This window comes from Campylobacter sp. IFREMER_LSEM_CL2256 (assembly GCF_025771645.1).
Taxonomy (GTDB): Bacteria; Campylobacterota; Campylobacteria; order Campylobacterales; family Campylobacteraceae; genus Campylobacter_D.
Genome location: NZ_JAKMQQ010000002.1, coordinates 1 through 26,922, shown reverse-complemented (window position 1 = coordinate 26,922; position 26,922 = coordinate 1). Strand labels below are relative to the sequence as shown.

Genomic DNA, 26,922 nt, shown 5'->3' with positions numbered 1-26,922 from the left:
TGAAAATTTAAAAAGGTTTGCTAAAAATATGTTTAATGTCATACATGCTCTTTTTTTTAGAGAGTTAAAGACAAGATTTGGTATTAATAAATATTTGGGCTATTTCTGGGTGATCGGAGAGCCTATGATGGTGGTTTTGGCAATCACTTCTATTATAGCAGCTATTAGAGAATTTCATCATCAAATCATGCCTGAAGGTATTTCTATCTTTTTATTTTTAGCAGTAGGGATTATACCTTTTTTTATGTTTAGAAGCATTATTACTCAGCTTTTAAATGGCATAGGTGCAAATCTAGCTCTTTTTGCTTATAAACCTATTCGCCCTATACATGTTTTTATTGCTAGAGCCATGCTTGAATTTTGTATTTATTTTACTATTTTTATTTGTGTGATGTTTTTAGCAGGTTGGTTTTTGCATATGCAAGTTATACCTAAGCATTTTTTAGAAGTGATGTTTTCGTTTTTTTTGCTTGTGGTGTTTGGCTTTGCTATGGGAATGTGTTTTGCTATAGCAGGACATTTTGCAGAGCCTTTAAAAATGGCATTAAATTATTTAAATATAGTTTTATACTGGACAACTTTGGTGGTATTTCCTATATGGATAGTTCCAAAACCTATTTTAGACATTTTATATTATAATCCACTTTTGCATATTATGGAACTTTTAAAATATAATTTTTTTCAAAATTATCCATTGCTTAATGATTATAATTATTATTACCCTATTGCATGTTTAAGTGTGATTTTGTTTTTAGGATTGTTTTTTTATTATTTTACTAGAGAAAAGTTGATAGCAGTGCGATGATAAAATTAGTTAATTTAACCAAATCTTTTCCTTTACGCAATGGTGGAAGGCATTATGTTTTTAAAAACTTAAGTTTTGAATTTCCTGAAAATTGCAGTATAGGTTTAATGGGGCGCAATGGTGCTGGAAAATCTACTTTAATGAAACTTTTAAGTGGCTCCTTGCTTCCTGATAGAGGTAAGATTATAACTAATAAAAAATTATCTTGGCCTTTAGGCTTGGCAGGTGCGTTTCAACACAGACTCTCAGCAAGGGACAATGCACGTTTTGTGGCCAGAGTATATGGTTATAAAGGAAAAGCTTTAGAAGAAAAGATTAAATTTGTGGAAGATTTTGCTGAGCTTGGTAAATTTTTTGATGAGCCTATGAACACTTATTCAGCAGGTATGAGCGCTAGAATATCTTTTGGCTTAAGTATGGCATTTGATTTTGATTATTATTTAATTGACGAAGCAGGTGCTGTGGGGGATCCTAAATTTAGAGAAAAAAGCTCTAAAATCTATAAAGAAAAGCTAAGCAGGTCAAAAGTTATCATGGTTTCACACAATGTAGCTGAAATTAAACAATGGTGTGATAAAATTATATTCATGCAAGATGGACAAGCTACTATATATGATGATGTAGATGAGGGCATAGCGGTGTATCAAGGAAAAATAAATGCAAAATGATGTATTAAAAAAGTTTAAAAATTTAAAGATACTTAACTCTTTCAAAATAGTGTTGATTTTAACAGCATTTGTTGTATTTTATTATATTTTTATAGCAGCAAATCGCTATGTGAGTGAAAGTGTTTTAAGTGTGAAATCAACCACAGGAGATAGCGGAGCTATCACCGGAATTGCCGCATTTTTGACTAATAATTCTTTTTCAAGCGAGGATATAACCTTCTTAAAATCTTACATCCATTCTTTAGATATGCTAAATATTTTAGAAGAAAAAATCCAAATTCGTGAGTTATATCAAAAACAAAAACTTGATTTTTTTTATAGTATTTCTTCATCAGCTGACCAAGAGGATTTTTTAAAATATTATCAAAACCGTGTTAAGATTATTCAAGAAAACTCAGCCAATGGACTTTTGCGTATAGAAGTTGAAGGTTTTGACCCGCAAAGTGCACATTTGATAGCTTCAACTATAGTTAAAGAAAGTGAAAAATTTATCAATGAAATTTCACACAAAGCTGCAAGAGATCAAATGCAATTTGCTGAAGAAGAGCTTTTACAATTTAAAAAAAGATATCAAAAGGCTAAAGATGAGCTTTTAGCTTTTCAAAATAAATATGGGGTATTTGATCCACTTAAACAAGCAGAAGGTACTCTAAAACTCATAGCCGAACTTGAATCAAAAATAGCAGCCAAAGAAGCTGAGTTTTTGATGATGCAAAGTTATATTAATGATAATGCACCGCAAATTGTCACTATAAAAAGTGAAATCACAGCTTTAAAAAAACAACTTCAAAAAGAAAAATCTAAGGTTTCATCCCCAAAATCTTCTCAAAAACTTAATGATCTTGCAGCTAAATTTCAAGATCTAACCATAGAAGCAGGTTTTGCAGAAAGTGCTTATACAGCTGCATTAAAAGCTTATGAGAGTGCTAGGATAGAGGCATTAAGAAAGATAAAGCAGGTAGTTATAGTGCAAAGTCCAAGTTTACCTCAAAGTGCTAAATACCCAGAAGCTTTGTATAATATACTCACGGCTTTTATGATTTTATCTTTGATTTATGGAATTGTTAAATTTATTAAAATGATTATAGAGGAGCATAGATACTAATGAAAAAGATATTTTTATTTTTACTTTTACCTTTGTTTTTATTTTCAGCGGTAGATGTTTCTCAAATTGCAAAAATTCAAAATCAATCATTAGCTCCATCTTTAGAGCCAAAAATTATAAATTATGATAACAGCCAAAGTGATTTTAATCAAACTCAAACACCTATTACTAAAGTATTTGGTGCACATTTATTTAATGGTAATTTTACTAAATTTACTCAACATGTTTATAATCCTGACTATAAACTAGCAGTAGGTGATAGGATTAATGTAAAAATTTGGGGTGCGGTAGAGTTTATACAAACCTTAACAGTAGATTCTCAAGGAAATATTTTTATACCAAAAGTAGGCGCGATTAATCTTTTGGGTGTGAAAAATAGTGCTTTGGTACAAGTTATTACAAAAGCTATTAATAAAATTTATAAAAGCAATGTCTATGTATATGCGGATATGGATATTTATCAAAATGTATCGGTATTTGTTACAGGAAATGTAAATCAACCTGGTCTTTATCAAGGACTAAGTTCAGATTCTATTATACAGTATTTAGATAAAGCAAGTGGAATTAATTTAGAATATGGTAGTTTTAGAGATATTCAAATTTTAAGAGATAATAAAGTCATTAAAAAGATAGATTTATATGACTTTTTACTTAAAGGTCAGCTTGATCTTTTCCCTTTTAGAATGGGCGATGTGATTTTAGTAGGTAGTGTGCAAAAGTATGTTTTTGTAGAAGGAGATGTGCAAAAGCCTTTTAGATTTGAGTTAAGTAACGATATTTTAAATTTAGAAGATATAGCAAGGGTTGCAGGAGCTAAGCCTATAGTAACTAATGCTGTGGTAAAAAGCTATAGAGATGATCATAAATTACATGTAGATGCGTATAGTAAAAAGCAATTTTTAGGTGTGAAGTTATACAATGGCGATGAGATAGAGTTTAGACCTGATTATACAGCACAAAATATTAGCATTAGTATAGAAGGTGAACATAGTGGTCTGCACTCAGTGGTGATAAAAAAAGGTACAACTTTAGCTGAACTTGCTAAAATGATTACAATTAATGATCAATCAAATATTAATGCCTTGCAAGTTTTTAGAAAAAGCGTAGCAGCTACTCAAAAACAACTTATAGAAGCTCAGCTTAAAGAGCTTGAAACACTAGCTTTAACAAGTTCTTCAGTAAATGCTGAGCAAGCTAGCATTAGAGCTACTCAAGCTAAGACGATTTTAGAATTTATTGCACGTGCAAAGCAAGCCCAGCCAAAAGGACAAATCGTTATAGACAATATCAAAGCGTATAATTCTATAGTATTAGAAGAAGGCGATGTAGTGAATGTGCCTAGTAAAAATAATCTTGTTTTAGTTCAAGGTGAAGTTTCTATACCAGGTGCATTTGTCTATATGGATAAAGAAAAATTAAAGTATTATATTAACCTAGCGGGTGGCTTTAGCGATAGAGCTGATATATCAAGAGTTTTGGTAATCAATGCTAATGGTAAAGCAACTAAATACAGCGGTAGAGGTTCAGCGGATATCAAAGCAGGAGATTCTATTTTAGTTTTACCAAAAGTAGATAGCCAAAATCTCCAAATTTTTAGCATGTTAACACAAATTTTATACCAAATAGCTATTGCAACTAATGTAGTGCTAAATATATAGGAATTTAGATGAGTCAAATGGATGCGATTGAAATGGCCAAAGAAGTTTTTGAGATAGAATCAAAAACAATTTTAGATTTACGTGATAATTTAGATGAAGGTTTTAATAAAGCCATTGAACTGATTTTATCTATCAAAGGCAGATGTGTAGTAAGTGGTATGGGTAAGTCAGGCCATATAGGAGCTAAGATAGCTGCGACCTTAGCTAGCACAGGTACTCCAAGCTTTTTTATGCATCCAGGTGAAGCATTGCATGGAGATCTTGGTATGCTTACAAGCGAGGATGTGCTTTTAGCTATTTCAAATTCAGGAGAAACTGAAGAAGTTTTAAAGCTCATACCAGTGATTAAAAAAAGAAAAATTCCTTTGATCGTCATGACGGGAAATCAAAACTCCACTTTAGCTAAGCAAGCAGATATTTTTATAAACATAGCAGTAAAAAAAGAAGCTTGCCCACTTCAGCTTGCTCCAACTTCTTCTACCACCGCTACTTTAGCTATGGGTGATGCTATAGCAGTAGCTTTGATGAGAGCAAGGAACTTTAGACCTGATGATTTTGCTTTATTTCATCCAGGAGGAAGCTTGGGTAGGAAGCTTTTAACTAGGGTGGGTGATTTGATGGTGTCAAATAATTTACCTATAGTAAGCCCTGAGAGTGAATTTAATGAATTAGTTGATGTGATGACTAGCGGTAAGTTAGGACTTTGTATAGTACTTGAAAATGAAAAGCTAGTTGGGATCATCACAGATGGAGATTTAAGAAGGGCTTTAAGGGCAAACGATAAGCCAAGATTTGATTTTAAAGCTAAAGAAATCATGAGCGAGAGTCCAAAAACCATAGAAGCTAGCGCTATGGCAAGTGAAGCAGAAGAGCTTATGTTAAAACACAAAATCAAAGAAATAGTTGTCACTCAAAATGAAAAAATAGCAGGTATTATACAACTTTATGCGATAGGCAATGTTTAAATTTTTTTATGATACATTAAAAAACTAAAAAAGTTGGAGAAAATGAGAAAGATTTTAGTTGTTTTTGGAACAAGACCAGAGGCTATAAAAATGGCTCCATTGGTTAAAATAATGGAAAATAGAAATGATATAGATTTTAAAATTTGTGTGACCGCACAACACAGACAAATGCTAGATCAAATTTTAGATGTTTTTGATATTAAGCCAGACTATGATTTAAATATCATGAGTGAAAATCAAGATTTATATGATATTACATTTAAAATCCTTTGTGGTATGAAAAATATATTGAATGATTTTAGACCAGATGTTGTTTTAGTGCATGGAGATACCACTACTGCAAGTGCTACAGCATTGGCAGCTTTTTATCAAAAAATAAAAGTAGCACATATTGAAGCAGGGCTAAGGACTTATAATCTTTACAATCCTTGGCCAGAAGAGGCAAATAGACAAATTGTCGGTGTTTTATCAGGTATTCATTTTGCTCCGACAACTAAGAGTGCCGAGAATCTTATAAAAGAAAGGAAAGATGAAAAGAACATTTTTGTGACTGGTAATACTGTTGTTGATGCATTATTTTATATGGTAAAAAAAATAAAAAATGATACAGCATTTAAGACAAAAATTTTATCTTCTATTGATAATGAATATAGAAAAAGTGAAAATAGAAAATTTATTCTAGCTACAGGACATCGTAGAGAAAATTTTGGTAAAGGCTTTTTGCAAATTTGTGAAGCATTAAAGACTATAGCAATTAATAATCCAAATATTGACATAGTTTATCCTGTTCATCTAAATCCTAGTGTGCAAAAACCCGTAAAATCAATTCTTTCAGATATAACTAATATTTACCTTATAAATCCTCTTAAGTATGAAGAGTTTATATATCTTATGTCAAACTGCTATTTTATTATTACAGATTCTGGTGGTGTACAGGAAGAAGCTCCTAGTCTTGGAAAACCTGTATTGGTAATGCGTGAAACAACAGAAAGACCAGAAGCCATAGAAGCTGGAACAGTGAAGTTAGTGGGTACTTGTAAAAGTAGCATTGTCAAAGCAGCTCAAGAGTTGATTGATGATGAAGATGAATATAAAAAAATGAGCAAAGCAAGCAATCCTTATGGAGATGGTAAAGCTTGTGAGAAAATTTTAGAGATATTAATAAAAAAAGGAGACTGTTGTGATTGATAATTTTAATAAAGTGTGTATAATAGGTCTTGGATATATAGGGCTTCCTACAGCTGCTGTTTTTGCTAGTAGAAAAGTTAAAGTTTTGGGTGTAGATATAAATCAACAAGTAGTAGATACTCTAAATCAAGGAAAAATTCATATTGTAGAACCTGAATTAGATATTTTGGTACATACTGTTATGAAAGATGGTTATTTTAAAGCAGCAACACTGCCGGATGAAGCAGATGCTTTTATCATTGCAGTACCAACTCCTTTTAAAGAGGAAGATCATGAGCCCAATTTGGATTACATTAAGGCAGCGTCAAAATCAGTAGCAAAAGTCCTAAAGAAGGGAAATTTAGTGATTTTAGAGTCAACATCTCCAGTTGGAGCAACAGAACAAATGGCTAAATGGCTTGCAGATGAAAGACCTGATTTGACTTTTCCTCATCAGATCGGTGAAGAATCCGATATTAAGATAGCTCATTGTCCAGAAAGAGTTCTACCTGGACAGGTTATAAGAGAACTTGTTGAAAATGATAGAATTATTGGAGGTATGACACAAAAATGCACAGAACAAGCAGCAAATCTATATAAAATTTTTGTTCAAGGTGAATGTATTAAAACTAATGCTAGGACAGCAGAAATGGCAAAACTTACAGAAAATTCGTTTAGAGATGTAAATATAGCTTTTGCTAATGAATTATCTATTTTATGCGACAAATTGGATATAAATGTATGGGAGCTTATAAAACTTGCCAATCGTCATCCTAGAGTAAATATCTTGCAACCTGGTTGTGGAGTTGGTGGGCATTGTATAGCAGTGGATCCGTGGTTTATAGTACATCAAAATCCAAATGAAGCTAAAATGATAAAAACAGCTAGAGAGGTTAACGATAATAAACCAAATTTTGTTATACAAAAAATTAAAGAAAGAGTAAAAGGCATACTGCAACCTAAAATTGCCTGTTTAGGTTTAGCGTTTAAACCAGATATTGATGATTTAAGAGAATCTCCAGCCTTAGATATAGTTATTAAACTTGCAAAAGAAGGAGCTTATCAAATATTAGTTGTAGAACCAAACATAAAACAACTTCCACGAGACCTGCAAGATAAAGCAAATATAAAATTAGTTTCTTTAGTACAAGCTTTAGATGAAGCAGATATTATTGCGGTATTGGTCAAACATAAAGAATTTGTTGGTATTCAAAAGAATACTATGTGTTTTTGCGGTGAGTTGTGATGCAGAATAATCTTATTGATTTTTGGAATCATCGACATGGAAAGTTGGGCTTATATTCAGGTGGAGATAAGGGTATAAGCGATCATGAAAATTTTGAATTTTATGTTTATAGGCTATCAGTAATACTGAAATTGATTAGTAAATATAATATAGGAAAAAGACCTCTAGATGTTTTGGATGCAGGATGTGGAAAAGGATTTTTTTCTAATGGTTTATTTTCCGCAGGGTATTTTGTAACTGGAATAGATAGTAGTATTAATGCAATTAACTATTGTAAGGAGAGATATCCAGATATTTTTTTTAAACAAGGTAATATTGATAGTTGTTTTTTATACCAAGCATTCGATGTAATTATATGTATAGATGTAATGTTTCACATTGTAGAAGATAGTTCTTGGGAGAAATCTATAAAAAATTTGGCATATCATGCAAAAAATAACTCGATAATTATTATTTCTGATTGTGTGGATGCAGTTGATAATGAGAAAATGATAGGGGAAAAAGTGAAATATATCAAATATCGTAATAAAGAAAAATACAGTAAAATACTAGAGTTATTTGGATTTTATTTAAAAAATATAGTTTCATATGAAGTTTTATCAAATAAAAATAGTTTTATGGTTTTTCAAAGAAAAGGTTGATTATTATGAGAATTGTTGATATTATAAATTATTTTAAGGAAAGCAATTTTAATAGGATAGTTAATTTAGTTGAAAATGAGAATATCAAGTCGTATTGTAAAATTTCAGATGATTTTCCTCTACCTTATAGTGATAAATTACAAGAAATAAAAAATAAAACAATTGTATTAGTTGATCCCAATAAAATGCTTGAAATTGGAAAAATATTTGAATTAGATTTGGCTGTAATTTGTTTTTGTACTAAAAATGAAATGATTGCTTATACAAATTTAAGTAATTTGTTTAGTAGATATAAATTAGAAATTATTAATATTCAATATACTAATCTTGATTTGATAGCAATTTTAGCTGTAAAAAATATTAATATTCAATATAATGATGAAAAAATGATACTTGATCAAAAATGCGAAATTTTATCTAAAGAATTGGAAAATTATAAAGGTTCTAGGTTAAAATATAAACGTTTATATGAAAACCTATCTAAGGAACTAAATAATTATAGAGTAATATGCAATGAGCAGATGAGATCTAATGAGATTTTATCTAAAGAATTGGAAAATTATAAAGGTTCTAGGTTAAAATATAAACGTTTGGCTAGTTTCTATGAATTTAAGTATACTCAATTAAAACAGCAAAAGATACTTAGGTTATTTTTAAAAATACAAAAGTTATTTCATTTTTTTAGAAAGCGAAAATCGCATCTAGTATTGGATGCTAAAACAGAAGATCTATATAAAGCGGTTTATACCAATATAAAACTAAATGAATTTGTTAGACGTCATCAAGACAAACCAGTTATTTTGCTATACGGAGATATAAATCTTAATATTGTTGACGGATCTTCAATATGGTTATCTTCTATTTTTAATTTAGCTATTTTAGAGGCACATGTAATTGTTTTTTCTAAAGTGAATGTTAAAAATAATTTGGTAGTTTCAAATTTTATAAACAAAGGAGAATTTGACTATCTACTTCTTGAACCAAAAGATTTAAATCTAAAAGAGGGTTTATCTATAGAAAAAGTATCTCAAATATTGAATTATATTGATTTTTTTGTGCCAAATATTCAACTTTTAATATCTAGGGGTATTGTAATAACTCAAGAATTGATTAAAAATAATAATTTTAAATATAGGTTAGTTCCATATTTAACTGATTTTTATGATTTGAATGAAGAGGGAATTCAATTAAAGAAAACAATGGATAGTTTTTTTAAAAATACCAATCGTCATGTTAAATTTTGGTTATGGCAAACTCAGGAGATGAAAGAATTTGTTGAAAAAAATACGGGTATTATATTTGATAATAGTTATTATTTTCCTCCTATTGTTTTTTCAATGAGTGATGATAAAAAACAAAATTATATGAAAAAATCGGACGAGATTGTTATAGGTTATGGTGGAAAAATTCAACCAGAATGGGGAATTTTGGAATTAATTTTAAAAACTAAAGAATTAAATGATAAAGGTAAAAAAATAAAACTACTAATTGTATCTAGTAAAATTAGTGCAAGAAGCTCTTTTAGGCATTCAGAAGATTTTGTCGAAAAAATAAAAAAATATTTAACATTTGATTTTATAGAATTTTATTCAAATTTAAATCGTGAACAAACTTTAGAAAAATTGTGCTCCGTGGATTATCTTTATGGATTTAGACCGGAATATTTTGAAGAGTATACTTTAGAAATTTCAACAAAAATTTTAGAAGCACTAGTTTTAGAAAAACCTATAATTTGTTATCCAAATAAAATAAATCAAAAACTTTTTGGGTTTCAATATCCATATTTTATTAAGGATATTAACGAACTAGATAAAATTATAGAGAATAAACCTCAAGATAAAATTGACTATAAATTATTAGTTTCGCAGTATTTGTATGAAAATCGTAGGAATTTTTTTAAGGATAAAATTTTTGATGTAAAAAATAAAAAAATTACAATTGCAAGCCATGATTATAAATTTATAGACCATTTTTATTCTTATTTAAAGTCTATTGGTTTTATGGTAGATAAGGATCTATGGGAATGGGGGGATAGTAAATATTTAGATAGAAGTGTACATTGTTTAAATAGTTCCGATGTAATACTTTGTGAATGGGGGTTAGCTAATGCTGTATGGTATTCAAAAAATATAAATTCAGGTAAAAAATTATATATCAGATCTCATTTGCAAGAAATCAACCAAAAAGCAAAGAAATTTGGTCATCAAATTGAAATAAATAATGTTGAAAAAAATATATTTGTATCTGAAAGAGTAAGGGATATTGCTTGTAATTTATTTTCGTGGAATATTTGTAAAACAAGTATTATAAATAATTATATTTTACATAGTGATTTTACTATAGGCAAGAATAAGAAATTTTCATTTAACTTTGGTATGGTTGGCATAACACCACAAAGAAAAAGACTAGATAGAGCACTTGATTTAATGGAGTTAGTTTTAAAAAAATATCCTACAGCAAAATTATATATAAAAGGAGTTCGTCCTGAGCAATATGAATGGATGCATGCTCCGGGAAGAATTCATGAGCTTGAGTATTATTATAACGAATACAAAAGAATTGAACAGAATATTCTTTTGAAAAATGCAGTAATATTCGATGAATACGACAACAATATGCCAGAATGGTATCAAAAAATAGATTTTATTTTATCTCCCAGTGATTTTGAATCATTTCATTACGCATTGGCTGATGGTATTGTTTCTGGATGTATTCCTATAATATGGAATTGGGAGGAATCTAGCGTTATTTATAAAAAAGATTGGATAATTAATAATGAGCAAGAGGCTTTAAAATACATTCAAGAAATAATACACAATAAAGATAAAATAAATCAAATACGTTCGGAAAATAGAAATTTTATAATTAACAAATATGGTTATGAAAAAATATATCACCAGCTAATGGAGTTGCTTTATGGTTTTAAATAATTATTTTTGGACAGATAAAAGTATTGAAAGAAATAAAATTACAGAAAAATATGAAATTTGTCAAAGTGCTATTTTTTTTGCATTTCTTAGAGATTTTTCTTGCGAATATGTTTTAGATATAGGAGCTAATATCGGATATTATTCTTTACTTTCTGCGCTTGATAATAAAGTTGAAAAAATATACTCTTTTGAGGCGATTGATGATACCTATGATGTATTAATAGAGAATATTAAGCTGAATAAAATGGAAGGTAGAATAAATGCTTACAATATCGGTGTTTCTAATTTTACCAAAGAAGTATCTTTTCTTGTCCAATCAAAGATTCTTTCTGGTATAAACTGTTGCGAGACTACTACGTTTCATAATGCAAATCTTTTTGAGAATAAAAAGAAAGTAAAATGTATTTCTATAGATCAATTCGAACCTATGAAATCATTTTTTAAAAAAAATATTATGATAAAGATTGATGTAGAAGGACATGAAATTTGTGCATTAAATGGAATGTTAAATTTGCTTAGAGATAATTATTGTTTAATCCAAATAGAATGTTATCAAGGTAATAAAAATACAGTTATTGATTTTTTTCAAAGAATAAATTATGTAAATATTTTTACTATTGATAATGATTTATATTTTACAAATCATAAATTGTATTATGACGATAGTGTTATTAAAAAAATTATTTCAGTTGGTTTAAAACTCATTATTGATAATAATTTAGAAAAATTTCCAATTGCATTAAAAAATCATCTTGATTGTAATACTAAGATTGAAGACAATGTATTATCTATAAGTGTTAATTGTGATAAATTAAAACACGTAATGGATTTATCAAAAATAGAATATGCTTTTTATTTGATGATAAATGGAAAAATATTTCAAAAATTTCCTTATATTGATTGTTGTAAATTTGATATTAATCTGAAAGAATATCAAGGTAAAATTTCTGGGAATAATTTGGCAATCCGTGTCTTTGTTAGAGAAAAAAATAATTTTGGAAAAAATTTAAATAAAGTTTTCTATGTAAAATCTTAACTTGATAAGGCATATGATGGTATGGAAAGAGCAAGATTTAAAAAAATTGGCATTCGATCAAAAAAAAGAAAAAAATTATATTGTAATTGACTTTTTATCTGTGTTGCAACTTGATTGTATTGTGATCAATGCATCTTTATTAAAAGATTTTTTTTATTCAATAGATGAGATAGAGTGGAAGAAAATTGATTTTGAAAAACAGTATGTTGGTAATGCTATTAAATTATACATAAGTTTGAAAACACGTTATATTAGGTATGTTCAACCTGAAATTAATATTGAATTTTACACTCGAAAGTTTCCAGGGTTGGTTGTTGCTGCAAGATCTGATGGTTTAGGTGCTAGATTTATGCCTATTTTAAATGCGCTTTGTTTGTCAGATTATACAGGCTTTAAATTTGGATTTGTATGGCCAAATTCTAATCGTTCTGATGTTTCAAAAAAATATAATGAAATATGTTTAAAAGATAATAGATCTTGTATGACTTTACCAGATGAAAAGTATATTTTCAATTCAGATTTTATAAGGGATTATTCATATACTGGAATCTTATCTTCTAATAGAGGTCTTATTGGAAAAAAAGTTTATTATAAAAAGCTACTTCAAACACCTTATGATTTTGATTGGGGATGGTATATTTCACATACTACTTCTCAGGTCTGTATGCCTAAAATAGATATTAACTATGCAAAAAAGTATAAAATGTATTGGAATAAGATTCAATTTTCAGATCATATAAAAAATATAATTTCTCAAGCAGAGTGTGATGTGAAAAAAATTGGTAAATTTGTTGCAATACATATTAGAACAGGCGATATTGTATACAAGTCCAATTTAGAACCTAAAATGAGTCATTATTGGCAAAAAACATTACCAATTGAATTGGCTTTAGAGTGTATTGATATTGAAATAACCAAAAATAAAATAATATTATTTTCTGATGATTTTGAGTGTCTAAATAAGATAATGCAGTATTACAAAAGTGATAATATTTTAAATATAGAGAATTTAATTCCGGAGAATTTGATTAATAATCATATTGATAGACTTTTTTATGAATTAGTGTTTATGATGAATTCGGAGTTGATTTATTCTGGAAGTAGTTCATTAGCTAGAACAGCGAGCTTTGTCTCTAGAGGAGTTGAACCAATTGTACCTATAATACAATGGGATAAACACAAAATAAATCAAGTATTTTTAAAAAAATTAAATCTTGTTTACGTCTCACAAAAACAAAATGCTTTTTCATATTTTTGTGCGGCTATGAATTTAAGAAATAATTATAATGTTGAAGAAGAAAAGCATTATTTATATTTTATAGATAAAGCTATATTGCAAGATAGAGATAATCCTGTATATGTTATCCTTTTATTGGAGTATTATATTAAAAATAAAAATGCCAATAAGTTGCGTGACATATTGATAAAAATAAAATTTAATGAATTTTTCTGTAAAGTTTTGCTTTACGGCGTTGTTGATATAACTAAGGATTTTATGATAATCCTTTATCAATTGAAAAGACAAATGTTTTATGAATTTTTATATAAAATTTTATATTTTGATTTAGAAATTAATAAAATAATCAAATATTTACTAGAGATTCAATATGTGTTGTTTGATAGTGGTTATATAACATTATCCTTATCTGAATTAGAGAAAAAAAGAGAAGTTGTTTTTTATTTTTATATAATAAAAGAAATTGAAAATATTTATTCTAAACACGGTTCGGCCAAAACAAGAATTCAAAACCAACTCTCTTATAAACTAGGTCAAGCCATGATAGTAAATTCAAAATCTATATTAGGTTATATAAGAATGCCTTTTGTTTTATCTTATATAAAAGATAAACATAAACAAGAACAAAAAATCTATCAAGAAAAAATAAAAAAAGATCCTTCTTTAAAATTACCTCCTTTAGAATCTTATCTTGATTATCAAGAAGCCTTAAAACTTAAAAATCATCTTTCTTATAAACTAGGAGAGGCTCTTATACAAGCTAATAAAACTTGGTATAAGGGAGGATATGTTAAGCTATGGTTTAAGATTAGGGAGTTAAAAAGGAATTTAAAATGAAAGAGAAAATTAAATAAATGACCAACATCCTTCTTTGTGGTGGTAGTGGCACAAGACTTTGGCCACTTAGTAGAACACTAATGCCAAAACAATTTTTGAAATTATTTGATGATAAATCTTTATTTGAGTTAGCTTTGCAAAGAAATTCCAAAATTTGCTCTAATACTTTAATAGTATGCAACGAAGAACAGTATTTCCTAGCTCTTGATCAAATTTCAAACACAAGTAAAACTAGATTTATTTTAGAACCACTAGCAAAAAATACCGCAGCAGCTATTACTTTAGCTTGCTTATCTTTATCTAAAGAAGAAATAGTTTTAATTACACCAAGTGATCACTTAATCAAAAATGAAAAAGCATATCAAGAAGCAATAGCTAAAGCTATAGAATTTGCAAATGATAACTATCTTGTAACTTTTGGCATAAAACCTGATAATCCACATATTGGATATGGCTATATTAAATCCAAAAATACTTATGATGTTGAAGCTTTTATAGAAAAACCAAATTTTAAAAAAGCTATAGAATTTTTAGAAGATGGAAATTATTCATGGAATTCTGGTATGTTTATGTTTAAAGTTGGTTTTTTCTTAGAGCAAATGCAAGCTTATTCAAAAGAAATATATGATTTTTGCTTAAAAGCACATAAAAATGCTTTAATACAAAATGATTTTATCAAAATCAAATCATCAGACATGGAGAAAATTCCAAAACTAAGCATAGATTATGCTCTAATGGAAAAATCAAACAAAGTAAAAGTGATACCTAGTAACATTTCTTGGAGTGATGTAGGAAGCTTTGAAAGCTTAGCTAAAGAGTTTAATAATGGTAATAATTATTCTAATGTTAATACTAAATTTTTAGATTCTAATAATATCTTTTGCTATGCAAGCGATCAAAAGAAATTTATAGCTACAATTGATCTTGATGATATATTTGTCATAGATACTCAAGATGCACTTTTAATTAGTAAAAAATCATCCTCTCAAAAAGTAAAGCAAATTTATGAAGCTATTCAAGAAAATGAAAATCTAAGTAAAAATCATCTTTGCACGCATAGACCTTGGGGAAGTTTTACTATACTTGAAGATGAAAAAGGATATAAAATCAAACGTATAGAAGTTAAACCTGGTAAAAGACTTTCTTTGCAAAAACATTTTCACAGAAACGAACATTGGATAGTTTTAAGTGGTACAGCAACTGTAGAAATAGATGGGGCAGAAAATTTAGTAAGACCTAATGAGTCAATCTATATAAAAATGGGGCAAAAACATCGTTTAAGTAATTATGGCAAAATTCCTGTTGTGATTATAGAAGCTCAAGTGGGTGAATACACAGGCGAAGATGATATAGTAAGATTAGAAGATGATTATAAAAGGATATAAATGAAAAAAGTGGCGTTAATAACTGGAGTTACTGGACAAGATGGAGCTTATTTGTCTGAATTTTTACTCAATAAAGGTTATGAAGTACATGGCATAAAAAGAAGATCTTCTTTATTTAACACAGATAGAATAGATCATTTATTTGAAGGTCATCATGGCAAAAAAAATGATTTTTATTTACACTATGGTGATATGACTGATTCTATGAATTTAACTAGAATAATAGCTGAGATTAAACCTGATGAGATTTACAATCTTGCTGCTATGAGTCATGTGCATGTTAGCTTTGAAACACCTGAATACACGGCAAATGCTGATGGTATAGGAACTCTTAGAATACTTGATGCGGTGAGATTTTTAAATCTAAATCAAAAAACTAAAATTTATCAAGCCTCTACTTCAGAGCTTTTTGGAAAAGTGCAAGAAACCCCACAAAGTGAAAAAACCCCATTTTATCCAAGAAGTCCTTATGCGGTAGCAAAAATGTATGCATATTGGATTACGGTAAATTACAGAGAAGCTTACAATATGTTTGCATGTAATGGAATTTTATTTAATCATGAAAATCCCGTTAGAGGAGAGACCTTTGTAACTAGAAAAATCACCCGCGCGGCTGCAAAAATAGCTTTAAATTTAGATGATATACTTTATCTTGGTAATTTAGATGCTAAAAGGGATTGGGGTCATGCAAAAGATTATGTAAAAATGATGTGGATGATACTACAACATAAAAAGGCCGATGATTGGGTTATAGCTACTGGAAAAACTACCACAGTAAGAGACTTTGTGAAGCTTGCCTTTGAATACTGTGGGATAAAATTAAATTTTAAAGGAAAAGGAATAGATGAAGAAGGTTTTATAGAAGATTTTGATCAACAAAGAGCTAAAGAGCTTTCTTTAAATTTTAATCATCTTCAAAAAGGCCAAGTGGTAGTAAAAGTGAATCCTAGATATTTTAGACCTACTGAAGTTGATTTGCTTTTAGGTGATCCTTCTAAAGCCGAAAAAGAACTAGGCTGGAATAGAGAATATGATCTTAAAAATTTAGTTGATGATATGATGAAAAGTGATTTAAAACTTATGAATAAAGACGTCTATCTTAAACAAGGCGGATATAAAATAATGAGGTATTATGAGTAATGGCTATAGAATTTAATATAGAAGAATCCAAAAAAATTAAAGGGGTTTATATTGTAACTCCAAATATTTCAACTGATTTGAGAGGAAATATTTGGACTTCTTTTTTAAAAGATGAAATAGAAAAATTACTACCTAAAGGATTATATTTTAAACATGATAAATTTTCAAAATCATGTCAAAATGTATTAAGAGGTATACATGGAGATTATAAATCTTGGAAATATGTAACTTGTGTTTATGGAGATATAATGCAAGTTGTAGTAGATTGCAGAAATGACTCTTCTACCTATCTTAAATGGGAAAGTTTTGATATCAATGAAGATAATCAAAAAATGATTTTAATCCCACCTAATATGGGCAATGCATATTATGCTAAAAGCAAAGAAGTGATATATCATTATAAATTAGCATATGATGGAGAATACCTAGATGCCAAAGAACAATTTACTTTTGCTTGGAATGATGATAAAATCAACATAAATTGGCCTACAAATAATCCTATTTTATCGGATAGAGATATGTTAAGTAAAAATTAAGGGAGATAATGATGAAAGAGATAATCAAAGACGGAATTATTTTAGCAAAACACATTCGAGCTTCAGAATGGGAGCAAGGACTCAAATTTTATTCCAATGATGATGAATTTATACAAGTTGGCACTTGGAATTATGATGCAAATAAAGAATTATTAGCACATGCTCATAATGAAGTGGAAAGAAAAGTATATTGGACTCAAGAAGTTTTATATATAAAACAAGGTTCGATAAGTGCAAAAATTTATGATATTTATGATAGCTTTGTAGAAGAATTAATTGCAAAAGAAGGTGATGTTTTAATTCTACTTAGAGGTGGACACGGTTACACTATACTTGAAGATAATACTCAAGTTTTAGAAATAAAAAATGGCCCTTATGTGGGTGCTGATAACGATAGGAGAAGGATATGATTCAATTAAATTTAGGATGTTGGCACAGAAATATACCAGGCTTTATAAATATAGATTTATGTGATATGCCCCATATTCATTATAAATCAAGTATTGATAAATTGGATATGTTTAACAATGAAAGTGTTGATTTGATATATAGTTCTCATAGTTTAGAATATTTTGATAGATTTCAAGTTATAGGTGTTTTAAGAGAATGGAAAAGAGTTTTAAAACGGGGGGGGGGGGTATTAAGATTGGCTGTTCCTGATTTTGATCAATTGATAAAAGTTTATTGTCAAACTAATGATATAAATAAAATATTAGGTCCGCTTTATGGAAGAATGGAAATTGATACTAAAAATGGTAAAAAGTGTTTATATCATAAAACGGTATATAATTTTCAATCATTGTCTGAAATTTTAATTAACAATGGGTTTAATAATATAAGAAGATATGATTGGAGGAATACTATACATAAAGATTATGATGATCATTCACAAGCGTATTATCCGCATATGGATAAAGAGAATGGTATATTAATAAGCCTTAATGTAGAAGCTATAAAAAAGGATTAGCATGAAATTTATAATGCAGATGAAACCATGGTTTGGTAAAGAAGAAAAAGAAGCTGTATGTTCTTACATGGATGAAGATGGTTTTCTAACAGAATTTAAAAGAACTACTTTGCTAGAAGAAATGATAGCTAAATATACTAATGCAAAGCATTGTATAATTGTAAATAATGGAACTATAAGTTTAACTTTAGCAGCTCTTGCTTTAGATATAGGCTATAATGATGAAGTGATAGTTCCTAACTATACTATGATAGCTACTCCAAATTCCGTCAAAATGATAGGTGCAAAACCTGTTTTTGTTGATGTTGAAAAAGAAACTTTATGTATGGATATAGAAAAAGCTAAATCAGCTATTACTTCAAAAACTAAAGCTATTATTTTAGTCAGTGCAAATGGTAGATATCCCAAATCAGGCATAGAAGCATTTGAAAAATTATGCAAAGAAAAAAACATATATCTTATAGAAGATGCTGCTCAATCTCTAGGTTCTTTTTATCCCGATAAAAGACATATTGGGACTGCAGGATGTATAGGCAGTTTTTCTTTTTCAGCACCAAAGATTATTTCCACTGGTCAAGGTGGAGCGTTAATAACAAATGATGATACTTTGGCTACAAAACTTAGAAAACTAAAAGATTTTGGTAGAAGTGGTGGTGGAAATGATTTCCATGATAGTATAGGATATAATTTTAAATTTACCGAACTTCAAGCTTGCGTAGGTATAGAGCAAATGAAAAAACTTGATTTTAGAGTAAAAAGAAAAAAAGAAATTTACATAATGTATAAAGAACTATTGCAAGATATAAAAGAAGTAAAATTATTTGAGCAAGATATTATAAACACTACTCCATGGTTTTATGATATTTTGGCCGAAAATAGAGATGAGCTTCAAAATTATTTAAAGGATAAAAATATAGGAACAAGATTAATGTATGGCCCAATCAATAAACAAATAGCCTATCAAATTCCTGGTAAACATGAAGTTTCAAATTTAATTGGAAAAAAAGGACTTTGGTTACCTTCGTTTACGCAAATTAGTGATGAAGAAATAGAATATATATGTAAAATGATTGGAAAATTTTATAGTGAGTATATATCATGACGGCTTATGTGCATATAGGAATAGCGAAAACAGGTACAACATCTATACAGAATTTTTTATATCAAAACAAAGAATTGTTATTAAAACAAGGAGTGTTTTTTCCCCAATCTATAGGGAAAAAAGAACATCGTGCCTTTGCCGCTTTAAATTATTTGGAGTGCAAGAATGATTGGTTTTGTAAAGCAAATTATTTGCAAAGTAAAAAACAACTATTAGATAAGCAGAAAGATATTTTTGATAGTTTATGTAATGAACTTCAGAAATTCTCTGAAAAATATTTTATCAATAAAATTATCATATCATCTGAAGGCATTCAAGCTTATTTAAATTCTGAAGAAGAATATAGAAATTTAAAAAATAATTTAGAAAAACTAAATATTGATAGTATTAAAATTATCATTTATATTCGAAATCAATTTGATTTATATTGTTCGTTATTTTCTCAAAGAGTTAAAAATGGAAGAATTTACGACTCTATAGAAAAATACGCAAGTGAGATAGATTTTGATTATGAAAATGTATATGAATACAAAAAAACAATAGAGTATTGCACAAGGATATTTGGAATAGAAAATGTAATAGTTGGCGTATTTGAAAAAGATTCTTTTTTTAAGAATGATTTGATAGAAGATTTTTGCAATAAGAGTCAAATAAAATTAAATAATGAATTTTTAAAAGTTAAAAACGAAAATGAAACTTTAAATTTATTAGGAATGAATTTATTGCTGAGATTAAATTCTAAAATACCTTATTGGAATGATAATGGTGAAAATATCACAAGGAAAAGCACAAATTTGATTCAATGTATTGAAAAACATTTATCGTTTAAACACGAGGAGCTTAAATTTTATCCAAAAAAAAGAATATACGATTATTATATGACGCGTTTTGAAGATTCGAATGAGTGGATTAAGATAAATTTTTTTAAGAATAAGGAAGAATTGTTTAAGATGCGTTCTTTTGTGGATTATAAAGAAAATTACAAGATGGAATCTATGTATGACAAATATTTTGATTCAATTTCATCGTTGATTTTTGATTTAATAAAGAAATAATATGAAAACTTGCAACTTAAAAGATATAACCTCCATAGCTATAAAAGCAGGTAAAAGTGTCTTAGAAATTTATAATCAAGATTTTAAAATTTCTTATAAAGATGATAATTCGCCTTTAAGCGAGGCAGATATCATCTCAAATGAGATTATTTGCAAAGAGCTTGCTAAATTTAACATCCCTATACTTTCAGAAGAAAATAAAGCCATATCTTATGAACAAAGAAAAAATTGGGAATATTTTTGGTGTATAGATCCAATCGATGGTACTAAAGAGTTTATTAATAAAAATGGAGAATTTACTATAAATATAGCTTTGATTTATAAAGATACTCCGGTTTTAGGTGTAGTTTATGCTCCAGCATTGGATCTGCTATATAGTGCTAAAAAAGGCGAAGGTGCTTTTAAAAATGGTATAAAGCTACCTTTACAAAGAAATGATGATTTTTTAAAAATTGTAGCCAGTAAATCACACTTAAATGAGCAAACAAAAGATTTTATAGATAGTATTCAAACAACTATGCAAAAAGAATTTATTTCTATGGGAAGTTCTTTAAAGCTATGTTTGGTAGCTAGTAATGAAGCAGATATTTACCCAAGATTAGCTCCTACTATGGAGTGGGATGTAGCTGCTGCTGATGCTATAGTTAGAGAGGCTGGGAAAATGACTTATGATTTTTATACCAAAAAACCTTTAGTGTATAATAAAGAAAATTTATTAAATCCATATTTTATAGTAGAGTAAAAAATGACCCATTTAGAATATTTAGAATCAGAGTCTATTCATACCATCCGTGAGGTGATAGCTGAGTTTGAAAAACCAGCTATGCTTTATAGTATAGGTAAAGATAGCTCAGTTATGCTTCATCTTTTACAAAAAGCATTTTACCCAAGCTTACCTCCACTTCCTTTGGTGCATGTAGATACTACATGGAAATTTAAAGAGATGATAGAATTTAGAGACAAGCGCGCCAAAGAGCTTGGTATGGAGCTTATAGTCTATCAAAACCCTAAAATCAAAGAATTAAATCTTTCTCCATTTACACATGGCTCATCCATGCATACAGATATTGCTAAAACACAAGGTTTAAAACAAATGCTTGATTTATATCAGTTTGATGCGGTATTTGGTGGTGCAAGAAGAGATGAAGAAAAATCGCGTGCAAAGGAAAGAATTTATTCTTTCCGTGATGAAAATCACTCATGGGATCCAAAAAATCAACGCCCAGAATTATGGGATATCTACAACGGTCGTCATAAAAAAGGTGAATCCATAAGAGTTTTCCCGCTGAGCAATTGGACTGAGCTTGATATATGGCAGTATATTTACAAAGAAAATATTCCTTTACCAAGTCTTTATTTTGCTAAAAAACGACCGGTAGTAGAGTACATGGGGGCTAAAATTTTAGTTGATGATGAGCGCATGCCAAAAGAACTTGCTAAAAATGCTAAAGAAGAATTAGTTCGTTTTAGAACCTTAGGTTGCTACCCGCTAACAGGAGCCATAAACTCAAGTGCTAGCAATGTTTTAGAAATCATCGAAGAACTTTTGCTTTCTAAAACAAGTGAAAGACAAGGTAGGCTTATAGACACTGATGAAGAAGCAAGCATGGAAAAAAAGAAAAAAGAGGGGTATTTTTAATGAAGACAAATGTAGAAAAATACCTAAAAGAACATGAAAATAAAGAGCTTTGTAGATTTATCACTTGTGGTAGTGTAGATGATGGCAAATCTACCCTTATAGGTAGAATGCTTTATGATGCAAAAATGCTTTTTGAAGATCAAATTTTATCTTTAGAAAAAGATAGCAAAAAGCTTGGTAATGCAGGAGAAAAGCTTGATTTTGCGCTTTTAGTAGACGGTCTTGCAAGCGAGAGAGAGCAAGGTATAACCATAGATGTAGCATATAGATTTTTCACAAGTGAAAAAAGAAAATTCATCATAGCAGATACTCCAGGCCATGAGCAATACACTAGAAACATGGCAACAGGTGCTAGTACAGCTGATATTGCTATCATACTTATAGATGCTAGAAAAGGGGTTTTAACTCAAACTAAAAGGCATTCTTATATAGCGAGTTTGCTTGGTATAAAACAATTTATTATTGCTGTGAATAAAATGGATTTGATTGATTATAATCAAGAAATTTTTAATACAATCTGCAAAAATTATCAAGAAATTTTACCATGCTTAAAAAATCATGAATATATTAAAACCCACTTTGTTCCTATATGTGCATTAGATGGAGACAACATAGCTTCTAAAAGCATTAATATGCCTTGGTATGATGGAAAAACATTATCTGAGCTTTTAGATACTTTGCCTATTGCTACTAGTTTAAGCGATGAGTTTATCATGAGTGTGCAATATGTCAATCGCCCTCATTTAAATTTTAGAGGTTTTTGTGGAAATATTGCTAGTGGAAGTATAAGTGTTAAAGATGAAGTTGTGATTTTACCTTCTTTAAAAACAAGCAAAATAAAACAAATCATCACACCTAGCATTAAAAGTCTAAATATACCTGATAAAAATGAAAATGTTCAAAGTGCTAAAAATGCTAGCTTTCCAAGTGCTATAACTTTAACTTTAGAAGATGAGATAGACATTTCAAGAGGCGATGCAATAGCCTCTAAAAATCATAGTATAGAAATTTCAAATTCTTTTAAAGCTATGGTAATATGGATGAGTGAGGTTAAGTTTAATTTAAATGAAAACTATCTTATCAAAATAGCAAATTTAACTACTAATGTAGTATTTGAAAAAATTGATTTTAAAAAAGACATTAATACTTTCAAAGAATTTCAAAGTGATGAATTAAAGCTCAATGATATTGCTAAATGCACCTTAAAGCTTAATAAAAAAACAGCCCTTAAAGCTTATAAGGACAATAAAATTTTAGGAAGTTTTATCATCATAGATAAATACTCTAATGAAACCTTAGCAGCGGGTATGGTAGAAGAAATTTTAGCAAGCGAAGAAAAGAGTAGAATTTACACTCAAGCAGAAATAGAACTTAATGCTTACATTAGAAAAAACTATCCTGAATGGGAATGTAAAAAAATATGAAAATTATTGTTGCATTAAGTATTTTAATCTTGCTTATTTTGTTAATTAGCAATAAAATTAAACCTTTTATTTTATTTGGTAGTGTAGCTGTGCTTTATTATCTTTTGGGATATTTAAATTTAAATACTTGGCTTAGCTCTTACACGAGTGAATCTTTGATAGTGCTTATTTTGCTTTTGTTAGTTTCACTAGCTATAGAAAAAAGCGTTGTGATAAGTTGGTGTTCTAAATTCATCATAGGTAAAAATTATCATCTATCACTTTTAAAGCTTGGAGTTGTTACAGCTAGTATTTCAGCTTTTTTAAATAATACTGCAGTAGTGGCAAGTTTTATGAGTATTATAAAAAATAACAAATTTCAAGTTCCTTCTAAATTACTCATCCCACTTTCATATTTTTCCATAGTTGGTGGAACGATGACTTTGATAGGTACTTCAACTAACTTGATAGTCAATTCTTTTGTAGTGCAAAATGGTTTGGAAAGTTTAAAGATTTTTGATTTTTTTGCGGTGGGTTTTTGTATAAGTATTGGAGTGCTTATAGTGCTTTTGATTTTTAGCTTTTTACTACCTGAGTATAAAGAAAGAGAAAATGTCATTAATGAGTATTTAATCAATGCTAAGGTTTTAAAAAATAGCTCATTGGTGGGAAAAACTATACAAGAAAATGGCTTAAGGAATTTGGAGTTTTTGTTTTTACTTGAAATTCAAAGAAAAGATGAGCTTATTACTCCTGTTAGCCATAATGAGCTTATCAAAGAAGGAGATGAGTTAATTTTTAGTGGAGATATTACACATTTAGAGGCTTTGAAAAAATTTGATGGCCTGCAAATTGGCTCACAAGATTTGAAATTAGAAACATTAAATTTAGTAGATGTTGTTATAAATTCTGAGTCAAACTTGATAGGAAAAAGCGTTAAGGAAGCAAACTTTAGAGCTAAATTTGATGCAGGGATTGTAGCTCTAAAAAGAGGCTCAAAAAATATTTCAAAAATTGGCCAAAGTTTATTACAAGCTGGAGATAGGCTTATTTTAAGCATAGGTAAGGATTTTCACTCAAGAGATAATATCAATAAAAACTTTTACATTATCTCAAATATTATGCAAAATCAAAAGTTAAGCAATATTCAAAGTTTCATAGTGATTTTTGCGTTTTTAGCCATCATTGCTGTATCTGCTTTGGAGTTAGTGTCTTTGCTTAAAGCGCTGCTAGTGTTTCTAGCTTGCTTATTTATATTTAAAATCATAAGTTTTGATGAAGTAAAAAGACACTTTCCTTTGGAAATTTTTATCATAGTAGGATCTTCTTTGGCTATAACTAAAGTTTTAGTTGATAGTGGTTTAGCTAAAGATTTGGCTGAGTTTATTATAGGAACTTTTGGGGTATATGGATTATATGGTAGTTTTGTGGGAATTTATGTTCTAACTTTGCTTTTGACTGAAATCATTACCAATAACGCTGCTGCAGCTTTGGCTTTTCCTGTCGCTTATAGTACTGCCTTAGCACTTGATGTTAATCCAACTCCGTTTATATTAGCGGTTGCTTACGGGGCAAGTTGTGCTTTTTTAATGCCACATGGTTATCAAACTCACTTGATGGTAGGTTCAATTTGTGGGTATAAAACTACTGATTTTATAAAAATAGGATGGATAGTTTCTTTGACTTATTCAGTTATTGTTTTAACTATAACTCCGGTATTTTTTAGTTTTTAAGGAAAAAAATGAGTAAAAATTTAACTTGGCATACAAGTAGCATTACAAAAACTCAAAGAGCTAAACTTAAAAATCAAAAACCATGTGTTTTGTGGTTTAGTGGGCTTAGTGGTAGTGGTAAATCTACTTTGGCAAATGCGGTTGAAAAAAAACTTTTTAAGCAAGGTTTTCATACTTATCTTTTAGATGGAGATAATGTACGTCATGGACTTAATAAAGATTTGGGTTTTGATGAGGTTTCAAGAGTAGAAAACATAAGACGCATAGGAGAAGTATGTAAGCTTTTTGTAGATGCTGGTATGATAGTACTTTGCGCTTTTATATCGCCTTTTGAAAAAGATAGAAAGCTTATAAAAGATCTTTTAGATGAGGATGAATATATAGAAATATTTGTTGATACACCTTTGGAAATTTGTGAAAAAAGAGATCCAAAAGGACTTTATAAAAAAGCAAGAAATGCAGAAATTAAAAATTTTACAGGTATAGATAGTCCTTATGAAAAACCTAAAAATCCACATATGCACATAACAAAAGAAGATCTTAATGAGAATGTGGATATGATTTTGAGATTTTTAGATGGAAAAGTGTAAATGACCGCTTATGTACATATAGGGACAGTAAAAACAGGTACAACTACTATTCAACAGTTTTTATCTTCTAATGATCATTTGTTTCTAAAAAAAGGTTACTTTTACTCAAAAATTTTAAGAAAAAATAGTATTCAACATTGGAATATTATTAGCATCATGAGATTTTACTTTAACATAAAAAAATATTCTATTTTTGCCGAGGATTTTAAACAATTTAAGAATGAAATGGATAAACATAAGCATAATATTTATATTATTTCAACAGAAGGTATTACTTGGACATTTAAGTCTAAAGAAACTATTGTGTTATTTAAAAAATTTATGAATGATATTGGATTTGTTAATATAAAAATCATTTTATATTTAAGGGATACGGCAAAATTGTTAACATCTCTAGCATCGCAAGAAATAAAAAATGGTTATAAGTATAATTCCTATTTTTTATATCCTTCTGATAATCCAAATTTTCACACTTTTGATTATAAATGGCTTTGTGAAAGCTATTCGAGTGTTTTCGGGAGAGAAAATTTAATTGTAAGATTATTTGATCAAAATGAATTTTATCAAGGAGATTTGCTTAAAGATTTTATACATGTTATAGGTTTAAAATGGGATGAAAATTTTGCTATACCTTTAAAACAGAATGAAAGTTTAGATTTACTTGGTTTTGAAATACAGAGTAGATTAAATAAATGTATTTTTAATAAAGAAATGGATAACTCTATAAAGAGAACGGTTGAAAAATATCTTCAAGACTCGAATAGCAAAGGATTAAATTTTAAACCCCCTAAAAAAACTTATCAATCTTATATAGATTATTTTGAGGAGTCAAACGAATGGGTAAGAAAGGAATTCTTTCCTTATAAAGAAAGATTGTTTCCTAAAGAAGACTTAAGTAATTATAAAGAAAACTATGAACTCAAAGAAATGAAACCAGAATATTGGGATAAAATAGCTGAATTTATAGCTGATATTGTTAAAACTAAAAATCAAGCTATTATAGATAAAGAGCAGATAATACAAAACCAAAAAAATAAGATTGAAATTCTAGAACAAGCTAGTGGTAGTCTAGATAAA

The 26,922-nt window shown here is 28.8% G+C and carries 24 protein-coding genes; all 24 read left to right on the top strand.

What is annotated here, in order from left to right; all coding sequences use genetic code 11:
- The first annotated feature begins 28 nt into the window (after positions 1–28).
- Positions 29–805 (top strand): ABC transporter permease, encoded by a 777-nt coding sequence (locus tag L8U00_RS01145; protein WP_263708247.1) that lies wholly within the window; start codon positions 29–31, stop codon positions 803–805.
- Positions 802–1,473: an ABC transporter ATP-binding protein gene (locus L8U00_RS01140; RefSeq protein WP_257928499.1), complete on the top strand. Its 672-nt coding sequence runs from the start codon at positions 802–804 to the stop codon at positions 1,471–1,473. The genes L8U00_RS01145 and L8U00_RS01140 overlap by 4 nt, the downstream gene beginning before the upstream one ends.
- On the top strand, positions 1,463–2,578 hold the full coding sequence (locus tag L8U00_RS01135; protein WP_263708245.1) for a capsule biosynthesis protein: 1,116 nt from the start codon (positions 1,463–1,465) through the stop codon (positions 2,576–2,578). Before L8U00_RS01140 ends, L8U00_RS01135 begins: the two co-directional genes overlap by 11 nt.
- Positions 2,578–4,236, top strand: coding sequence for a polysaccharide biosynthesis/export family protein (locus tag L8U00_RS01130; RefSeq protein WP_263708244.1), 1,659 nt, complete (start codon positions 2,578–2,580; stop codon positions 4,234–4,236). The genes L8U00_RS01135 and L8U00_RS01130 overlap by 1 nt, the downstream gene beginning before the upstream one ends.
- A 17-nt stretch (positions 4,237–4,253) precedes the next feature.
- A complete protein-coding gene (locus tag L8U00_RS01125; RefSeq protein WP_263708337.1) occupies positions 4,254–5,201 on the top strand; it encodes a KpsF/GutQ family sugar-phosphate isomerase in 948 nt (315 codons plus the stop codon).
- 42 nt (positions 5,202–5,243) lie between these two features.
- A complete protein-coding gene (gene wecB / locus L8U00_RS01120; RefSeq protein WP_263708243.1) occupies positions 5,244–6,389 on the top strand; it encodes a non-hydrolyzing UDP-N-acetylglucosamine 2-epimerase in 1,146 nt (381 codons plus the stop codon).
- A complete protein-coding gene (gene wecC, locus L8U00_RS01115) occupies positions 6,385–7,614 on the top strand; it encodes a UDP-N-acetyl-D-mannosamine dehydrogenase (protein ID WP_263708336.1) in 1,230 nt (409 codons plus the stop codon). Before wecB ends, wecC begins: the two co-directional genes overlap by 5 nt.
- Positions 7,614–8,255, top strand: coding sequence for a class I SAM-dependent methyltransferase (locus L8U00_RS01110; protein ID WP_263708242.1), 642 nt, complete (start codon positions 7,614–7,616; stop codon positions 8,253–8,255). The genes wecC and L8U00_RS01110 overlap by 1 nt, the downstream gene beginning before the upstream one ends.
- 5 nt (positions 8,256–8,260) lie before the next feature.
- Positions 8,261–11,185 carry a hypothetical protein gene (locus tag L8U00_RS01105; RefSeq protein ID WP_263708241.1) on the top strand — a complete coding sequence of 975 codons (2,925 nt, stop codon included), beginning with the start codon at positions 8,261–8,263 and terminating at the stop codon, positions 11,183–11,185.
- Positions 11,172–12,221, top strand: coding sequence for an FkbM family methyltransferase (locus L8U00_RS01100; protein ID WP_263708240.1), 1,050 nt, complete (start codon positions 11,172–11,174; stop codon positions 12,219–12,221). Before L8U00_RS01105 ends, L8U00_RS01100 begins: the two co-directional genes overlap by 14 nt.
- A gap of 16 nt (positions 12,222–12,237) precedes the next feature.
- Positions 12,238–14,295, top strand: coding sequence for a hypothetical protein (locus tag L8U00_RS01095; protein ID WP_263708239.1), 2,058 nt, complete (start codon positions 12,238–12,240; stop codon positions 14,293–14,295).
- Between the two features lie 17 nt (positions 14,296–14,312).
- Positions 14,313–15,680, top strand: a complete 1,368-nt coding sequence (locus L8U00_RS01090) for a mannose-1-phosphate guanylyltransferase/mannose-6-phosphate isomerase (protein ID WP_263708238.1) — start codon at positions 14,313–14,315, stop codon at positions 15,678–15,680.
- The gene (gmd, locus tag L8U00_RS01085) at positions 15,681–16,820 is read left to right on the top strand and encodes a GDP-mannose 4,6-dehydratase (RefSeq protein WP_263708237.1); all 1,140 of its coding nucleotides are present in this window, start codon (positions 15,681–15,683) and stop codon (positions 16,818–16,820) included.
- Positions 16,820–17,356, top strand: coding sequence for a dTDP-4-dehydrorhamnose 3,5-epimerase family protein (locus L8U00_RS01080; RefSeq protein WP_263671162.1), 537 nt, complete (start codon positions 16,820–16,822; stop codon positions 17,354–17,356). Before gmd ends, L8U00_RS01080 begins: the two co-directional genes overlap by 1 nt.
- An 8-nt stretch (positions 17,357–17,364) precedes the next feature.
- A complete protein-coding gene (locus tag L8U00_RS01075; protein WP_263708236.1) occupies positions 17,365–17,766 on the top strand; it encodes a hypothetical protein in 402 nt (133 codons plus the stop codon).
- Positions 17,763–18,323, top strand: a complete 561-nt coding sequence (locus L8U00_RS01070) for a class I SAM-dependent methyltransferase (protein WP_263708235.1) — start codon at positions 17,763–17,765, stop codon at positions 18,321–18,323. Before L8U00_RS01075 ends, L8U00_RS01070 begins: the two co-directional genes overlap by 4 nt.
- 1 nt (position 18,324) lies before the next feature.
- Positions 18,325–19,425, top strand: coding sequence for a DegT/DnrJ/EryC1/StrS family aminotransferase (locus tag L8U00_RS01065; protein ID WP_222117047.1), 1,101 nt, complete (start codon positions 18,325–18,327; stop codon positions 19,423–19,425).
- A complete protein-coding gene (locus L8U00_RS01060) occupies positions 19,422–20,480 on the top strand; it encodes a hypothetical protein (protein WP_144653612.1) in 1,059 nt (352 codons plus the stop codon). Before L8U00_RS01065 ends, L8U00_RS01060 begins: the two co-directional genes overlap by 4 nt.
- Position 20,481: 1 nt before the next feature.
- A complete protein-coding gene (cysQ, locus tag L8U00_RS01055; RefSeq protein WP_263708234.1) occupies positions 20,482–21,222 on the top strand; it encodes a 3'(2'),5'-bisphosphate nucleotidase CysQ in 741 nt (246 codons plus the stop codon).
- Between the two features lie 3 nt (positions 21,223–21,225).
- A complete protein-coding gene (gene cysD, locus L8U00_RS01050; protein ID WP_263708233.1) occupies positions 21,226–22,119 on the top strand; it encodes a sulfate adenylyltransferase subunit CysD in 894 nt (297 codons plus the stop codon).
- Positions 22,119–23,543 carry a sulfate adenylyltransferase subunit CysN gene (gene cysN, locus L8U00_RS01045; protein ID WP_263708232.1) on the top strand — a complete coding sequence of 475 codons (1,425 nt, stop codon included), beginning with the start codon at positions 22,119–22,121 and terminating at the stop codon, positions 23,541–23,543. The genes cysD and cysN overlap by 1 nt, the downstream gene beginning before the upstream one ends.
- Positions 23,540–25,255, top strand: coding sequence for an SLC13 family permease (locus tag L8U00_RS01040; protein ID WP_263708231.1), 1,716 nt, complete (start codon positions 23,540–23,542; stop codon positions 25,253–25,255). The genes cysN and L8U00_RS01040 overlap by 4 nt, the downstream gene beginning before the upstream one ends.
- 8 nt (positions 25,256–25,263) lie before the next feature.
- Positions 25,264–25,845 (top strand): adenylyl-sulfate kinase, encoded by a 582-nt coding sequence (gene cysC, locus L8U00_RS01035; protein ID WP_263708230.1) that lies wholly within the window; start codon positions 25,264–25,266, stop codon positions 25,843–25,845.
- The coding region (locus tag L8U00_RS01030; RefSeq protein WP_263708229.1) for a hypothetical protein at positions 25,846–26,922 on the top strand (1,077 nt) is incomplete at its 3' end.

What these genes read in the sequence shown, in the direction of transcription:
- L8U00_RS01145 (WP_263708247.1), top strand. Translation starts at nt 29, where the DNA reads ATGTTTAATGTCATACATGCTCTTTTTTTTAGAGAGTTAAAGACAAGA.
- L8U00_RS01140 (WP_257928499.1), top strand. Translation starts at nt 802, where the DNA reads ATGATAAAATTAGTTAATTTAACCAAATCTTTTCCTTTACGCAATGGT.
- L8U00_RS01135 (WP_263708245.1), top strand. Translation starts at nt 1,463, where the DNA reads ATGCAAAATGATGTATTAAAAAAGTTTAAAAATTTAAAGATACTTAAC.
- L8U00_RS01130 (WP_263708244.1), top strand. Translation starts at nt 2,578, where the DNA reads ATGAAAAAGATATTTTTATTTTTACTTTTACCTTTGTTTTTATTTTCA.
- L8U00_RS01125 (WP_263708337.1), top strand. Translation starts at nt 4,254, where the DNA reads ATGGATGCGATTGAAATGGCCAAAGAAGTTTTTGAGATAGAATCAAAA.
- wecB (WP_263708243.1), top strand. Translation starts at nt 5,244, where the DNA reads ATGAGAAAGATTTTAGTTGTTTTTGGAACAAGACCAGAGGCTATAAAA.
- L8U00_RS01110 (WP_263708242.1), top strand. Translation starts at nt 7,614, where the DNA reads ATGCAGAATAATCTTATTGATTTTTGGAATCATCGACATGGAAAGTTG.
- L8U00_RS01105 (WP_263708241.1), top strand. Translation starts at nt 8,261, where the DNA reads ATGAGAATTGTTGATATTATAAATTATTTTAAGGAAAGCAATTTTAAT.
- L8U00_RS01100 (WP_263708240.1), top strand. Translation starts at nt 11,172, where the DNA reads ATGGTTTTAAATAATTATTTTTGGACAGATAAAAGTATTGAAAGAAAT.
- L8U00_RS01095 (WP_263708239.1), top strand. Translation starts at nt 12,238, where the DNA reads ATGGTATGGAAAGAGCAAGATTTAAAAAAATTGGCATTCGATCAAAAA.
- L8U00_RS01090 (WP_263708238.1), top strand. Translation starts at nt 14,313, where the DNA reads ATGACCAACATCCTTCTTTGTGGTGGTAGTGGCACAAGACTTTGGCCA.
- gmd (WP_263708237.1), top strand. Translation starts at nt 15,681, where the DNA reads ATGAAAAAAGTGGCGTTAATAACTGGAGTTACTGGACAAGATGGAGCT.
- L8U00_RS01080 (WP_263671162.1), top strand. Translation starts at nt 16,820, where the DNA reads ATGGCTATAGAATTTAATATAGAAGAATCCAAAAAAATTAAAGGGGTT.
- L8U00_RS01075 (WP_263708236.1), top strand. Translation starts at nt 17,365, where the DNA reads ATGATGAAAGAGATAATCAAAGACGGAATTATTTTAGCAAAACACATT.
- L8U00_RS01070 (WP_263708235.1), top strand. Translation starts at nt 17,763, where the DNA reads ATGATTCAATTAAATTTAGGATGTTGGCACAGAAATATACCAGGCTTT.
- L8U00_RS01065 (WP_222117047.1), top strand. Translation starts at nt 18,325, where the DNA reads ATGAAATTTATAATGCAGATGAAACCATGGTTTGGTAAAGAAGAAAAA.
- L8U00_RS01060 (WP_144653612.1), top strand. Translation starts at nt 19,422, where the DNA reads ATGACGGCTTATGTGCATATAGGAATAGCGAAAACAGGTACAACATCT.
- cysQ (WP_263708234.1), top strand. Translation starts at nt 20,482, where the DNA reads ATGAAAACTTGCAACTTAAAAGATATAACCTCCATAGCTATAAAAGCA.
- cysD (WP_263708233.1), top strand. Translation starts at nt 21,226, where the DNA reads ATGACCCATTTAGAATATTTAGAATCAGAGTCTATTCATACCATCCGT.
- cysN (WP_263708232.1), top strand. Translation starts at nt 22,119, where the DNA reads ATGAAGACAAATGTAGAAAAATACCTAAAAGAACATGAAAATAAAGAG.
- L8U00_RS01040 (WP_263708231.1), top strand. Translation starts at nt 23,540, where the DNA reads ATGAAAATTATTGTTGCATTAAGTATTTTAATCTTGCTTATTTTGTTA.
- cysC (WP_263708230.1), top strand. Translation starts at nt 25,264, where the DNA reads ATGAGTAAAAATTTAACTTGGCATACAAGTAGCATTACAAAAACTCAA.